9 protein-coding genes are annotated in these 15,907 nt (G+C 50.9%); all 9 read left to right on the top strand.

The window, feature by feature from the left end; translation table 11 throughout:
* The first annotated feature begins 8 nt into the window (after positions 1-8).
* The 9 genes from SBI19_RS03025 (at position 9) to SBI19_RS03065 (ending at position 15,902) form a co-directional block, all read left to right on the top strand.
* Positions 9-1,775 (top strand): sensor histidine kinase, encoded by a 1,767-nt coding sequence (locus tag SBI19_RS03025; protein WP_317964805.1) that lies wholly within the window; start codon positions 9-11, stop codon positions 1,773-1,775.
* Between the two features lie 78 nt (positions 1,776-1,853).
* The gene (locus SBI19_RS03030) at positions 1,854-3,518 is read left to right on the top strand and encodes a type 2 periplasmic-binding domain-containing protein (protein WP_483312234.1); all 1,665 of its coding nucleotides are present in this window, start codon (positions 1,854-1,856) and stop codon (positions 3,516-3,518) included.
* 285 nt (positions 3,519-3,803) lie between these two features.
* Entirely contained in the window at positions 3,804-5,489 is a 1,686-nt protein-coding gene (locus tag SBI19_RS03035) for an extracellular solute-binding protein (protein ID WP_317964809.1), read from the top strand.
* 18 nt (positions 5,490-5,507) lie between these two features.
* Positions 5,508-7,256 carry a sensor histidine kinase gene (locus SBI19_RS03040; protein ID WP_483312229.1) on the top strand — a complete coding sequence of 583 codons (1,749 nt, stop codon included), beginning with the start codon at positions 5,508-5,510 and terminating at the stop codon, positions 7,254-7,256.
* Positions 7,249-8,883 (top strand): response regulator, encoded by a 1,635-nt coding sequence (locus tag SBI19_RS03045; RefSeq protein ID WP_317964811.1) that lies wholly within the window; start codon positions 7,249-7,251, stop codon positions 8,881-8,883. Before SBI19_RS03040 ends, SBI19_RS03045 begins: the two co-directional genes overlap by 8 nt.
* Before the next feature lie 635 nt (positions 8,884-9,518).
* Complete coding sequence (locus tag SBI19_RS03050) at positions 9,519-11,030, top strand: glycoside hydrolase family 43 protein (RefSeq protein WP_483312235.1); 1,512 nt, start codon at positions 9,519-9,521, stop codon at positions 11,028-11,030.
* A gap of 176 nt (positions 11,031-11,206) precedes the next feature.
* Entirely contained in the window at positions 11,207-11,950 is a 744-nt protein-coding gene (locus tag SBI19_RS03055; protein WP_317964815.1) for an ABC transporter ATP-binding protein, read from the top strand.
* Positions 11,904-12,971, top strand: coding sequence for an efflux RND transporter periplasmic adaptor subunit (locus SBI19_RS03060; protein WP_317964817.1), 1,068 nt, complete (start codon positions 11,904-11,906; stop codon positions 12,969-12,971). Before SBI19_RS03055 ends, SBI19_RS03060 begins: the two co-directional genes overlap by 47 nt.
* A gap of 54 nt (positions 12,972-13,025) precedes the next feature.
* On the top strand, positions 13,026-15,902 hold the full coding sequence (locus tag SBI19_RS03065; RefSeq protein WP_317964819.1) for an ABC transporter permease: 2,877 nt from the start codon (positions 13,026-13,028) through the stop codon (positions 15,900-15,902).
* Positions 15,903-15,907 lie beyond the last annotated feature (5 nt).

A 15,907-nucleotide genomic window follows, 5' to 3' on the forward strand; every position in this document is an offset into this window, starting at 1 on the left:
GACTTCTCATGAATCGTTTGCTGAACAATATTCGGTTACGTAATAAAATGCTGCTCCTTTATCTTCTATGCGTCTTTACCCCAATGATCGTGACGAATTACTTGTTCTACAACACGATGACGGACAATGTACGAGATCGGCGCATGAAGGAAATCGATCGAGCGGTCGAGCAGATCAAGAATGATTTTCGCGAACAGGTGGACGATGCCGTTGGTTTATCCTCCTTCTTCTATTCGGATTATACGACGAACGAGACGTTGGACCGGGATTACAACCACGTTGAAGACTATGTGGAGGCATACGACAATTACTTGCGCCCTATCATGAACAGCTACAGTTCGGTAACGATGTCGTTGCAGAACATTATGATCTATGTCGCCAATCCAACGCTTCTCCACTCCGGCAATATCGGCTTATTGTCCGATGCTATTCGAGCGGAGGAATGGTATAAGCAGGGGGCGGCCAGCGTACGTTCCCAGCCGGTATTCATGCGGACGAAGACGGCGAACGGCGATTTCATCAGCTTCTCACTCGTTCGTCGCCTCGATTATTATGCGGACCGGATGTCTACGGAGAAGATGCTGAAGATTGATTTTAAGACGATCGATCTGAAGGAAATTATTGCGAACCTGAATATGGAAGGCGAAATGTATCTCGTTAATCCGTCCGGTCAAATTGAATTCACGACAAATCCGGATGTCCACTGGGATGATCGCGTACAGCCGCTCTATTCTAACTTGAAGTCATCTCACTCGATCGAATTCGTGAAGAGCTTCAACAATGTAAGCTACTTGAACGGGTGGCAAATCATCGGGACGATCGACGAGGGCGAAGTCGTCAAGGAAGTGCGCAAGTCGCGCGACTTCATTCTGTGGTCGGGCTGCATCATGATCATTATTCCGACCGCTATTATCCTAATCATCACACGTTCGATTAACCTGCGCGTCGTACAGATTCTGAAGCATATGAAGAAGGTGAAGACGCAAAGCTTCGAATCGATCGATGAAGAGGAATCGCGAGACGAGATCGGACAGCTGACGCTGGAGTTCAATCGGATGACGCTGCAGATCAGGACTTTAATTGACGATGTATATGTTGCCGATATTCAGAAGAAGTCGCTCGAGCTCGAACGCAAGGTGGCGCAGCTCAATGCGCTGCAAAGCCAGATCAATCCTCACTTTCTGTTCAATGCGCTCGAGACGATTCGGATGCGCAGTCTGCTCAAGGATGAGAAAGAAACGGCGAAGATTATTCATAACATGGCGAAGCTGTTCCGCAGCTCGTTTGCTTGGAATAAGGACAAGGTGACGGTCAAGGAAGAGCTGGAGTTCATCCTGTGCTTTCTGGAGATTCAGAAATACCGATTCGAGGACAAGCTGATCTATGAGATCGATGTACAGCCTGAAGCATACAATTGCGAGCTGCCGAAGATGCTGTTTCTTCCTTTTGTCGAGAATGCAAGCATTCATGGGATTGAGCCGCTGAAGCATGGCGGACGGATCTATATCCGCATTGCCCGTGAAGATGAGGACTTAGTATTCAAGATCCGCGATAACGGAATCGGCATGAATGAGGAGCAGGTGAACAAGCTGTACCGCTACTTGGATATGAATGAAACGCTCGGGGACTCGATCGGCATTCAGAATGTGATCTACCGAGGGAAAATGATTTATGGCGATCGTTTCCTATTTGAGGTGGACAGCCGTCCGGGACAAGGCACGGCAATTATGATTCGAATACCGAGCGATAACGATAAATATGCAGGCATCGGATGATACGGCTAATTCAATAATAAGTAAGGTACGCAAAGAGAAATGAGAGGGGGGGAATCAAGTATAGTGCCTATTAAAAATATGTTCCTTTCTTGTCTCGCGGCGGTAACCGTATGGACTGCAGTAACAGCTTGCAGCAGCAAAGCGGATAACGCAAGTGAAGGCGGCGGTTCCGATACAAATCAGGATAAAGTTACGTTCACTGTTTTCAATGGCGTGGCTGGCTCTAAGGATGGCAATACGAACGAGACGACGATCGGTCGAATGCTCGAGGATCAGACGGGCGTCAACTTCAAGCTGGAGTTTCTGGTCGGCGACTTGAATACGAAGATCGGCACGATGATCGCCTCGAATGATTATCCGGATGTCATCATTCCGGATGCTGCATTCGAAGATGTTATGAACGCAGGGGCTTTCATTCCGCTTGACGACCTCATTGATCAATATGGCCCGAACATTAAACGGATATATGGTCCGGTTATGGATCAAATGCGAGCGAAGGACGGCAAGTTGTACTACCTCCCAATCTCGACGCAAGTCGGCGAATTCATACCAGACCCTGAAGCAGACTCAGCTTTCTGGGTGCAACGCCGCGTCTTGGAGGAAGCGGGCTATCCGAAAGTCAAGACGTTGGATGCGTACATCAAGCTGATCGGCGACTATGCTGCCAAGCATAAGGACGAAGATCTGACGGGTATGGTATCGCTGACGGACGATTGGCGTTTCTTCACAACGTCGAACCCCCCGATGCATCTGCTCGGTTATCCGAATGATGGAAACGTAACGATTGATCCTATAACACTCGAAGCGAAGACGTATGCGAGTTCAGATGCTACGAAGCGCTGGCTCAAGACGCTGTCGGATCTGAATGCAAACGGCTTGTTCGACAAAGCTTCGTTCGTTGACAACTATGATCAATACATCGCAAAGCTGACTTCGCATAAGGTGCTTGGTTTCTTCGACTACAGATGGCAAGTGCAGAACGCGCTTGATGTGCTGAAGGACGCAGCGCGCAAGGATCCGGCGATGGACGCTTATAACTATTTTCCGCTTCCGATTACGTTCGATGCGAATACGGCCGATGCGTATATCCCGGCAGAGGCTAGTCCTGTTACGAACCGCGGTATCGGCATTACGGTCAGCGCTAATGATCCGGCGCGCATTATCCAATACTTCGATAACATGCTGACGGAAGAGAACCAAACGCTCATTAGCTGGGGCATTCAAGGCGAAACCTACGAAGTGAACGACAAGGGCCGCTTCTACCGCACGGAGGAACAAATAGCGAAGATCGACGGGCCCTTCAGCGATAAATTCGGCTTCAAATATTACGGTTGGAACTGGCCAAGCTATGACGTGCATTCCACTCTTGCGAGCGGCAATGCGAAGGGGGTAGGCTACCAGCCGGAAGTGTTCCGCATGAGCTTGACGGAGAAGGACAAAGCGATTCTGGACCAATACGGCGTTCAAACGTATACGGAAATGTTCGCAGCGCCAGTATCTCGTCCATGGTATCCGGCATGGGGCTTCGCGAAGGAGCGGAACTCGCCAGAGCAAATCTGGGAGACGAAGAAGGATGAAATTGCGAGGAAATATTTTCCGAAGATGGTCCTGTCCTCGCCCGATCGATTCGATACCCTCTGGGATAGCTACAGGAAGGAATTGGATAAGCTTAATACAGCTGGCTACGAGAAGTGGACAACTGAGCAGGCGAAGCGGAAAGCAGAAGCTGTGACTGCCAAATAGCGGTTATAAAGGCTGGGCTGATCGGTTTGTTCGGGGGCTATATTCAGCGAAGACGATCGGCGGTGCGAAAGGTTAATGGTTTTGAAGTGGAAGGAGTTGTCCGATGGGGCAGCTCCTTTATACGTCATTTGATAAGAAATGCGTAAACATCGGGTAACGAACGCAAAAATTGCTTATTGTGTTATGCGGAAGACATCAGGATAATAGGAATGATATTCTTTAATATCAAACATGTGAAATGGGGCTGTCAAATTGCGGATGTCGATAATAAGCAGGTTTACCCTAATGGTTACCTCGATACTGCTTGTGCCGATGCTTGCAACTTGCGCAAGCAACGAGGATGCAAGCGACGAACAACCGCCTACGAAGACTAAAGATGAAGTTAGATACCAAGAAATCGGATTAAGCAAATACGATACGCCGATCACATTGACTTTCGTACGGCAGACGGGGGACGGTCTGGATGGTCTGCTAGAACAGATGCCAGGCGACACGCTGGAGAACAATATTTGGACCCGTCTGTATGAACAGGTGCTGGGCATTAAAATCAAATATGATTGGACAGCCAAGGGCGATCTGTATAACGAGAAGCTAGGCGTCGCGCTTGCAGCGGGCAATCTGCCCGATGTGGTCAGAGTCAATGCGCAGCAGCTTCAGCAGTTGAACAATGCAGGACTCATTCAAGATCTGACGAGCGTGTATAACGAATATGCTACTCCGTTCACGAAGGAAGTGTTAAGTCAGGAGGGAAGCGCGCCGTTCGAGTCTGCAACCGTTGATGGCAAGCTGATGGGAATACCGGAGACCGGCTCCTCCATTGAAGCTGCTCAGTTTCTATGGATCCGGACAGATTGGCTGGATCGGCTGGGGCTTAAACCTCCTCGAACGATGGATGACTTATTGAAAATCTCGAAAGCGTTTACACATGACGATCCGGATGGCAATGGTCAGAATGATACATTCGGGCTTGCCATAACGCAATATTTGTGGGACCCCATCATGGGAATGACCGACTTTGTCGCAGGCTATGATGCATTCCCGAATATATGGATAGCCAAGCCGTCCGGACAATTAGCTTATGGGGCGATTCAACCGGAAGTTAAGACGGCGCTGAATGCGCTTCGCGATATGTATGAAGATGGTCAACTCGATCCTGAATTCATGTTCAAGGACGGCAACAAAGCAAACGAACTGATTACATCAGGCAAGGTGGGGATGTTCTATGGTGAACAGTGGGCGTCCTTTGCCGCGCAGGCAAGTTATTCGAAGAACAGTAACGCCCGCTGGCAGGCTTATCCGATCGTATCCAACTCGGACGGGCTGGCTAAGGTTCCGCTTCGATTCGCTACCGACCAGTTTCTTGCCGTAAGAAAAGGGTTCGAGCATCCGGAGGCGATCATGAAACTGTTCAATCTCCATCTGGAGAAGAACTGGGGAAAGACCGCTCAGTATGAAACCTACTATAGCAATCCGTATCCGGTATGGCAGATTTCACCGGTGACCCCTTATCCTGCATTGAAAAATTTGAACGCCTATTATCAGCTGCATGAGGCTCGTGCAACGGGAGATAAATCGGTGCTTAAGGACGAAGCGAGGGCTATTCAGAAAAATATAGATCTCTATCTTTATAATGACAATATAACAGGCTGGGGCTGGGAGCATACGTACGGGTCAACCGGTGCATTCGCCATACTTGATCGATATAAGAGGAACAATCAGCTTTTATATGAAAGCTTCGTCGGACCACCTACCGAGACGATGCTTGAGAAGTGGTCGTTGCTCGAAGATATGAAGAACGATACGTTCGTGAACATTGTTCTTGGCCGACCCATTACCGATTTCGATCGATTCGTGGAAGAGTGGAACAGGCTGGGCGGAGCGAAGATCACGACGGAAGTAAATCAATGGTACACGAACAAAAGCGAGCAGGCGCGTCAGCAAAGTCATGATGAAGGAGTCTATAGATTTTAGCGCATCGGAGGCATTTCATTGTTTAAGATTCCTGTAAATTCATTGCGCCACACGATATTCGTCAGACTGGTCATTATGTATCTCGTCGTTATTCTGCCGATTATTCTTCTCGGCGTCTATCTCTACAATTGGAGCTATAAGAATGCAAGCGACGAGATATCGAGAAATACGCTAGCACAATTATCTACTTATTTGGAAGACCTCAATCGGGAGATCGAATGGCTGGAAATCCAGCAATACGATGTGGTGCAGGAAAGCGACCTCAATCGGCTCGCGGTTACATGGGAGCTCATGGATAGCGTCGACAAGAAGAAAAGCATTGATTACATGCTTCATCGGTTGACCTCGATCAAGAGCAACAGCGCATACGTCAAAGATATTTATATCCACATTCGTACGATTGGCAAGACGCTCTCGGAAGGCAACGGCGTCTTGCCGTTCGATCAAGACCGCTACAATGCACTCCGTCTGATGCTGGATGAGAACGATAGCCGGCTCACAACGTTGGATGATACGCTCCAGATCAGCTCCTCCCGATTCGGCGGCAAGAAAGGAGCAGAGCCGCTGTTTATTGTTCAGATCGAGCTGGACAGCGAGAAACTGAGGGAATCGTTGAAGAAGCTGAATGTGTACGAAGAGAGCGGTTCGATTCTGCTCGCTGAGGGCGCTGGCTTCACGCTGTACAGCGATAGGTCGGCATACAGCCGGATGAACGAATATTGGGAAAGCGCCGAGGCTTCGCATGAACGTTCCATGCTGCTTGACATCGAGGGGAAACGATATCATTTTGACCGTGCAGATTCGGATAAGTTGAAGCTTTCCGTCGTATCGTATTTGCCTGAAGAAACGGTTAAACGTCCGTTAACTAAATTCAGCTATTGGGCGTGGGGGTTTGCATTAACGACAGGAATCGCAATTATTTTGTATGCTTTCATTACTTACCGATTCGTCCATCGGCCGCTGCTGCTGCTCATTCAGGGTTTCCGGCGAATGGAGAGCGGATCGCTTGATCTTCGAATCAATCACGGGAAGAAGGATGAATTCGGCTTTCTCTATAGTCGATTCAACAATATGCTCGATAAGCTGCAAGCGCTGATCGATCAAGATTTTAAACAGAAAATGATGATGCAGAAGGCGGAATTGAAGCAGCTCCAATCGCAAATCAATCCGCACTTCCTGTATAACAGCTTCTTCATTCTAAACTCGCTTGCTCAGACAGGCGATACGGAGCGGATTGAACAGTTCACGAATATGCTGGGCGAATATTTCCGATTTATAACGCGCAACGGTCAAGAGAACGTGCTGCTTTCCGAAGAAATTAAGCATGCCCGCACGTATACCGAAATTCAGAAGCTTCGATTCTCTAGACGAATTAAGGTACAGTTCGATGAACTACCGCCGGAGATGGAGCGGATTCGGGTTCCGCGTCTGATCGTGCAGCCCATTATCGAGAATGCATACGAGCACAGCTTGGAGAAAATGCCGGAAGAAGGCTTCCTCCGTGTAACGTTCGAGCTGCATGCGTCCGAAGCGCGTATCGTCATCGAGGATAACGGCGGCAGCATGGATGAAGAGCAGCTTGAGATGTTGAATGCGCGGCTCACAAGCACGGGCGAAACGGAAGAAATGACGGGCATGATTAATATCCACCGCCGAATGATGCTGACGTACGGGGAAGGCAGCGGGTTGCAGCTTACTCGAACGGAGCAGAATGGTCTGCGTGTCACGATCTGTATGAAGCTTAAGGAGGAGATGGGACATGTATAGGCTGCTGATCGTTGATGATGAGGAAATTATTACAAACAGCTTATATGAGGTGTTCAATCGCTTCATGCCGGAGAGGCTGGACGTCTACAAAGCTTATTCGGCGAAGGAAGCGCTCGAATGGATGTCCCGTACAAGAATTGATATCGTGATGACGGATATTGCGATGCCTGGCATGAATGGCCTCGAGCTGTCAGAGGAAATCATGAAATATTGGCCGCGATGCCGCGTCATCTTCCTAACCGGACATAGTGAATTCGAATATGCATACCGTGCGATCCAACTGGCGAATGTGCGTTATTTGCTGAAGACGGAAGGCTATGCGAAGGTGGCTGAGACGGTCAAGGAAGTGCTGGATGAACTTGTCCGGGACAATCAGGAAACCCAGCTGATCGAGCAGTCCCGCGAACAGCTGCAGGCTTATCAGCTTATGGCACAGGGCGATTATATGCGGCATCTGCTGCAGGAAAGTCATACGATTGCGGTTTATATAGACATCGTTGTTGATGAGTTCCGCAAGCTGAGCATCGGGCTGGATCCAACTCAGGAAGTTGTCATGGTTCTTGGCCGCATGACTTATCCGGAGGGAAGAACTTATCTGGAGAAAAATGAGCTGATGAACATGGCTCAGATGCGAGCGAACACCTATCTGTCGGAGAAAACACGCTGTATCGGCGTCGTAGATAAACAAGGCGATCTGATTTGGTTTATTCAGCCGCATGAAGGCAACGAAGAGAAATACGATGAACATCTCGTTACTTATTTGGAAGGGACGCTTGAGCTTATTCAAGAGTCATGCCAAGCATCGCTTGGTATGGCGCTCGGGTTCACGATCAGCGGGTCGAGTTGTCCTTGGAGCGAGGTGACGCAGCAATATGAGCGGCTGCGGCAGCTGCAGCAGCTTCAAGTCGGGGATGAAGCTGCCATTATTATTCGCGATCGTCCGGATGCGATCAGCGGGTTGCCTTGCAAGGATGGCTTCATCACGGCTCAGAAAGCGGAGATATTGGCTGCTTATCTGGAAGCGGGCAGATCGGCAGAGTTTCTGAAGGACTTGGAGGACATCTCTGCAGCTGCGTTGCAGTGCTGCGGCAATATTCAATATACGATCGAAGCGTATTATACGATCGCACTCATGCTCTACGCTTCGATCGGGCGGCTCGGCCTTCATGGGCGAATAGACGAGAACGGCAAGCTGATGCGATTGGACGAGCATGCCTCGATGAGAGAAGGATTCTTGTATTTGAAAGGTACAGCGGAGGCGATATTCCAATTCAAGCAGACGGATGAACGAGATCGGACAACGCTCATCACCGATCGCATTAGCCAGTATATCGAGGATCATTTGAGCGAAGACCTGTCACTCGTACGTCTTGCGGAAATCCATTTTTTCAACCCGTCGTACCTATCCCGTTTCTTCAAGCAGGAAAGCGGGATCAACCTATCCGATTTCATCGATCGGTGTCGCGTGAGGAAGGCGAAGGAGCTGCTCCGCGATCCCCATATGAAAGTGCGGGATGTGGCGGCTGAGGTCGGTTATGAAGCGGCTCACTCATTCACGCGTTTCTTCAAGAAGGTGACCGGCGTGACGCCGCAAGAGTATCGGGATACGCTGACTGCAACTTCGTGATATAGAGCCGTTATTCGAAGGCGCTTGACAAGGTGCCTTCGCCCTGTTCACGACACCTAGAATTTGACGGGTAACGAGAACGTGATTCACAGGTTGTTGCACTGGCTGACAGGCAGTAAGCTGGAGGAGCGCTGAGAGGATGAAGGATGCGAATGCGAAGAGGAAACGCTTTAGTGCTTGCATTGTCCATTGTATTCCTTGCGGTGGCGGCTCTTCTGGCCTACCGAATAGGGTTTGATTCAGACAGTGGTTCGCAACCGACGACAGAGCATGCGGATTCTTTCGTGGGCTCCGTCGAATTGAAGGATGATGTGGTTAAGGTGAGCCGGAATGTCGGGAAGGATTACGAAATTCGTCTCATCATGGATGAGCTGCCTGTTGATGCGGATATCCGCGAGATCCGGGCTTTACTGCAAGTTCCGACTGCCTTTAAGGTGACGGGGATTATGCTCAATAACGCGAATGTAAACCCATCAGCTGAGGCTGAGTACGAGACGAGTGCAGAAGGCATGAAGCTTCGTATTCATACGAGCGACGGCTCGTCTCTTACTTATCAGAATAACGATGCCAGCCGTACGCTGGCGACGATCTCAATCCAATTACTACAGGAGTTGACGAAACCAATGAGTGAAGAAATGAAGGTACAGAATGTAGATGTTGTCCATTCCGACAATAAGACACAATCGTATGACGTAAGCGGCGCTTCCGCTCAGATCGTCTACGCGCCGCCAACGGAGGCAGTCGGCAAGACTCCGCCCAACGGCAATCCTCTCGTAGCACACAAATTCGGCGCTGACCCCTATGCGCTTGTATTCGATGGCCGAGTATATATCTACGCGACGAACGACGTCCTTCAATATGATGATGCCGGCAAAGTAAAGGACAACACGTATAGCGACATTAATAAGATATCGGTCATTTCATCTGACGATTTGGTGAACTGGACCGATCATGGCGCAATCGTAGTAGCAAGACATGAAGGAGCTGCCAAATGGGCGACGCAATCATGGGCGCCGGCAGCTGCCCATAAAGTGATTGACGGCAAAGATAAGTTCTTCCTTTACTTCGCGAACAATGCAAGCGGCATCGGTGTGTTGACGAGCGACAGTCCGATAGGACCATGGGTTGATCCGATCGGCAAGCCGCTCATCTCTCGATCAGATCCAGGTGCACAAGGTGTCACATGGCTGTTCGATCCTGCCGTGTTCGTGGATGACGATGGTAAAGGTTATATTTACTATGGCGGAGGCATTCAAGAAGGTCAGGAAGCCATGCCGAATACAGGGCGCGTGATGCAGCTTGGCGACGATATGATCAGCGTAGTCGGCGAGGCGCAGGTGATTCCAGCGCCATTCATGTTCGAGGATGCAGGGATCAACAAGGTTGGCGATACGTATTACTACTCGTACTGCTCGAACTTCTATAACGGCGAGCGTCCAGAGGGAAGTCCGCCGGCTGGCGAAATTGCTTACATGACGAGCAGCAGCCCAATGGGGCCATGGACGTATCAAGGCACGATACTGAAGAACCCTGGGTATTTCTTCGGCGTTGGCGGCAACAACCATCATGCGATGTTCCAGTTTAACGATAATTGGTATATCGCTTATCATGCACAGACGCTGTCGAAGGCAATGGGCGTGGCTCAAGGGTATCGTTCGACGCACTTGAACCGGGTTGTGTTTAATGCTGACGGCTCGATCCAAGAGATTGCAGCTGATCTTAAAGGGGTCGATGCGGTGAAAGTTCTGAATCCGTATGATCGCACGGGAGCAGAAACGATCGCATGGAGCGCGGGCATTAACGTGGTGCAAGCAAGCGGGGCAGAAGGTTCGAATATGGTGGTCGGCGATATCGATAACGGCGACTGGACAGCAATCGCTAATGTTGACTTCGGCGAAGGCGCAAGCACCTTTACGGCAGTTGTATCGGGCATCACGGAAGGCAGCTCGATTGAGGTGCGCCTGGATGGTCCGGAAGGCCAATTGGTTGGCGCGGTTGACGTTCCTTCGACGGGCGCCGAAGACGAATGGGTAGAAGCAACGACCTCCATTCAAGGTGCGGCAGGCATTCATTCCGTTTATTTCGTCTTCAACGGCAAGCCGGAGCAGAAGTTATTCCAATTCGATAGCTGGCAATTTGGCAGATAACGAGTTTCAGATCGATCTAAGCGCCCCGAGAGGGGCGCTTTTTATTGTTACTCGTCATAAACCTATTATTTCTCGGGTAATTGAACCAGCACCAACAGGTATTGTCTGGCAATTGTAAGCGCTAAAATAACAGAAGCAGCAAGCTCGCGCTAGTACTAGTAAAGGGGGGAACGGCGGTGTCCGTAAAGGAAGAGACGTTGAAAACAGCAGCACGCACCGGGGCGACCATACTGCAAGCGAAGGGGATAAAGCGGGTGTTCGGTCGAGGCAGTGCGGCCGTTACTGCACTCGCCGATATCCATTTCGATATCCCGGCTGGATCGATTGTAGCGTTGAAGGGCCGATCAGGCTCCGGCAAGACTACGCTGCTCAATATATTGAGTGCACTTGACGAGCCAACCGATGGACAGGTGTTCTTCAAGGATCGGGAAATTACCGGACTGTCTGTTGCAGACCGCAATGCGCTTCGACGCAAGGAAATCGGGCTCGTTTTCCAGTCATTCGGATTAATTCCGCTGATGTCAGCCTATGAGAATGTGGAGTTCGGTCTGCGCATCGCGGGAACGAAAGTGAAGGGGAATCGCGAGGCCGCGGAGCGGGCCCTTGAGCTCGTCGGCATGCGGGAGCGTATGAAGCATCGCCCGCCTGAGTTGTCCGGAGGCGAGCAGCAGCGTGTCGCTATCGCACGTGCGATCGCACACGAGCCGGTCTTGTTAATCGCCGATGAACCTACCGCAGAGCTGGACAGCCGAATGGGATTACAGGTCATGCGCGTGTTCCGTGATCTGGTGAACCGGACTGGCATGACCGTTGTTCTTACGACGCACGATCCTGACATTATGGAGCTTGTTGATCACGTTATTGCACTGGAGGATGGACGAATTGTTTCTCTCACGACCAACGAATCACCGCTTGTCTAAGCGTAAACGGCATGCGAAGAACGCAGCCGTTCTATTAATGATGTCTCTGGCTCTCTCCGGCTGTGCGCTGCTGCCAGTCGAGCAGGAGGTGCTGCAACCGCCGCTCGTGGAGCCGGCGCAGGAGCAATTTGATGTAGTGAAGGCGGGTAAGGGCGATATTCAGACCGTTCTTCGCGGCACGGCGAATTTCGTGTCGGCAACGGCAGCGAATCTTTCGTTTAAGGAATCAGGCGGTCGGATGAAGGCGATACCTGTGACGCAAGGGCAAGAGGTGAAAGCGGGCGATCTCGTCGCGGAGATCGAAACAGGCGATCTCGACTATCAGATTAGCCTGCAGAAAATCAACGTAGAGAAGATGCAGCTGCTGCTCAGCCAGGCGATCAAGTCCGGTGCGAGCGATACCGATTTGCAGCTGCGCAAGCTGGATCTGAAGCGGGAGCAGATGTCGCTCGAGAATATGATGAGCCGACTCTCGAAATCTCGGCTCTACTCGCCGATCTCGGGGACCGTCACATTCGTGGAGAAGATGAATGCCGGCGATTTCGTCAATGCTTATCAGAACATCGTCTCCATAGCCGATCCATCCCAGCTCCAACTTACTTATGTCGCCTCGGACAGCAAGGAGCTAACCCAGATCAAGGCGGGCATGCCCGTCCAATTGAAATATCGAGGCGCCGATTATACGGGGAAAGTCGTGCAATCGCCATCGAATGTACCGATTGCGACGGATGCGAACAAAGCGCAGACCAACGCCGTGACGATCTATATGAGCATTGATGATGCACCTGCGGATTCGAAGGTCGGAGATAGCGCCGAGATGACGATTGATCTTCAGCAGCGGCACGACGTAATTGTGCTGCCGCGCTCGGCTATTCGCTCTTATATGAACCGTTTTTACGTCCAAATAGCAGATGGCGACCGCCGCAAAGAGGTGGATGTGGAAGTAGGTTTAATGACGGCGACGGATGTTGAGATTGTGAAAGGGGTCGAGGAGGGACAGCAGATCATCCTCAACAATTAACCCAAACAACATTGAAGGCCCGGTGAAGCCGGGCGCAAGAACGGGGTGTACGGTATGGCCTTATGGACGATGATCCTCCGCAAAATGGCGAAAAACAAATGGCTGCAGCTGAACTTATGGCTGGGCCTTACGGTATGCGTAGCGTTGTTCAGCTCGATGCCATTGTACTCCAAGGCCATTCTGGAGAGGACGTTGTTGAAAGAGCTTCAGTCGGTGCAAGCGCAGCAGCAAGTGTATCCAGGTTATGTGCGCATTAATTCGACAATCTCTTCAGAGACAATGACAGAGAAGACGACGGCTGCCATTCAGAAGGCTGACCGATTCGTGAAGACGATACCCGCCAAGATGGGACTGGATGGCCTGTCGTTCTATCAACAGCGGTTTACGCAGAAAATGAAGGTGTATGGCGCAGACGCTACCGAGCTGGAAATAAAGTCTCTTAATACGATCGGCGGTTTCAAGACGCTGTCTGATCTAGAGAAGCGTGTTCATCTAATCGATGGCCGCATGCCGGTCGATCGGACGGACGGCGTGATCGAGGCGCTGGCAACGCAGAAATTCCAGCTTGCAACCAAACGCAAGATCGGCGACGAATTGTTCGCCGAATCGATGGAAGGCGACGGGGCCAAATTTCGCGTCATCATTGTAGGTACAATGGACACCGATAAGACGGCTGATCCTTATCTGCCTTATTTGACGACAGATAATCAGGATGGCTTCCTTATCCCGTTATCCGTATTCGATCGGGAATTTACGGTTGGCCGCAAGCTTCGCATGACGGAGGTAGAGTGGCGTCTGGCATTCAATTACGAGCAGCTTGATGTCAATCACATCGAGCAATTCGTGAAAGCGGATACCGATATTAGACGCTACTTCCGAGGCAGGCTTGGTTCCGAGGAAGTGAACATACCGGCGCGAGACACGATATCCTCCTATGCCGGCAAGGAAGATAAGCTTAACATCATGATGGTTTCGCTCTATTCGCCTGTGATGCTGATGCTTGCCTTCTATCTGTTCATGACGGCGAATCTGATTATCGAACGGCAGAAGACAGAGATCTCCGTGCTTCGCAGTCGGGGGGCAAGTCGACTGCAGATTATGGCGGCTTATACGCTGGAAAGTTTGATTCTTGGAATAGGCGCATTAGCTATAGGCCCTTATCTTGGCGTCAGCTTTACGAAGCTGCTCGGCGCATCGAACGGCTTCTTGGAATTCGTCCAGCGTTCCGCGTTAGACGTAACCTTGACCAGCGGTGCGTATCGAACGGCTGTCCTGGCAGTGGCGGGAGCCATTATACTGATCCTTATCCCCGCTTATCGAGCAACGAGGGTTAGCATTGTCGATCATAAACGGCAAATGGCGCGGCTGACGAGGCTGTCGTTCTGGCACAAGGCAGGGATTGATATTGCGCTTGTTGCCATTGCGATGTATCTGCTTCGCAGCTTCAATAATCGGCAGGCTGATCTGGAGAGGCTGGCACTCGATTCGGATGCGCTGCAGATCGATCCGATGCTGTTCCTCATGCCGGCGATCTTCTCGCTTGGCGCGGGATTGCTGGTGCTTCGCGTCTATCCATGGTTTATTCGGCTCGTCTATTGGATGGGGCGAAGGTGGTGGTCGCCAGCCCTGTACAATACGCTGGTTGTAATCAGCCGTTCGTCTGGGCAATATTTGACGATTAAAGTGTTCCTTATTATGACAGTAGCCACCGGCTTATTCAGCGCCAATGCCGCGCGGACGATCAATGATAACATGGAAAGCCGAATTCAATACGCGATCGGGTCGGACCTGTCGCTCACGACGCGCTGGCAGAGCGATGCCCCCGTGACCTCGCCTTCGCAGATGCAGCAGGGGCAGTCGCAGCAGACGGATACGGCGGCGACCGCAACGAAGAAACGGGTACAATACACGGAACCGCCTTTCGAACCATTCCAGAACCTGCAAGGGGTGGAGTCCGTTGCCCGTGTATTCAAGAAGTCAGGTGCACGCTATAACATAAGCAGCAATGATAAGAATGGATCAACAATGCTGATGGGCATCGACACGAAGGAATTCGGGAATACCGCTTGGATGAAGGATGGATTGCTGGATTACCCGATCAATAGCTACCTCAATCTAATAGCGCCGAATCCGAAGGCCGTGCTGATTTCGCGTTCCATCGCGGAGCAGGCCAACCTGAAGCCAGGCGATCCAATCAACATTTATTGGGACTCGCTGGATCGTGTACCGTTCACGGTGTATGGCATTATCGACTATTGGCCAACCTGGAATCCGCTGCCGGGCCGAAGCGACGTCAAGTCGAAGGTCGAGCAGCCGAACCTGATCGTGGGTCATCTCGATGCGATTCAGAACCGGCTCGCGCTAGAGCCGTACGAGGTATGGTTGAAGCTGAAGCCAGGCATAACCAGCGATCAGATCTATGATGAGCTGAAGGATATGAAGGTGACGAGTCTTCGCGATGCTTCGCAGCAATTGGTTTTATCCAAGAATGATCCTTTCCGACTGGCGATTAACGGCGTCATGACGCTTGGTTTCGTCATCTCGATGCTGATCAGCTTCTTCGGGTTCCTGCTGTTCTGGGTGCTCACCCTGTCGGGCCGCACGCTTCAATATGGCGTATTGCGGGCGATGGGCATTCCGTTCCTGCAAATTATCGGGATGCTCGTCAGCGAACAGCTGCTTACCTCGGGTGCAGCTGTCATTATCGGTGTTCTCATTGGCGGCATGATCAGTGAATTGTTCATTCCGTTGTTCTCGATGTCATTCCAGACAGCCGACCAGGTGCCGCCGTTCACGATTACGTATCAGCTTAGCGATTATCTGCATCTATACAGCATTATCGGCATTATGCTGACGATCGGGCTGCTCATCCTTGGCTTCCGGATGTCGCGTATCCGAATTGCGCAAGCGCTGAAGCTGGGAGAGGAGTAATAGCC

This window comes from Paenibacillus sp. CCS19, from assembly GCF_033239625.1.
In the GTDB taxonomy this organism is placed as follows: Bacteria; Bacillota; Bacilli; order Paenibacillales; family Paenibacillaceae; genus Paenibacillus_T.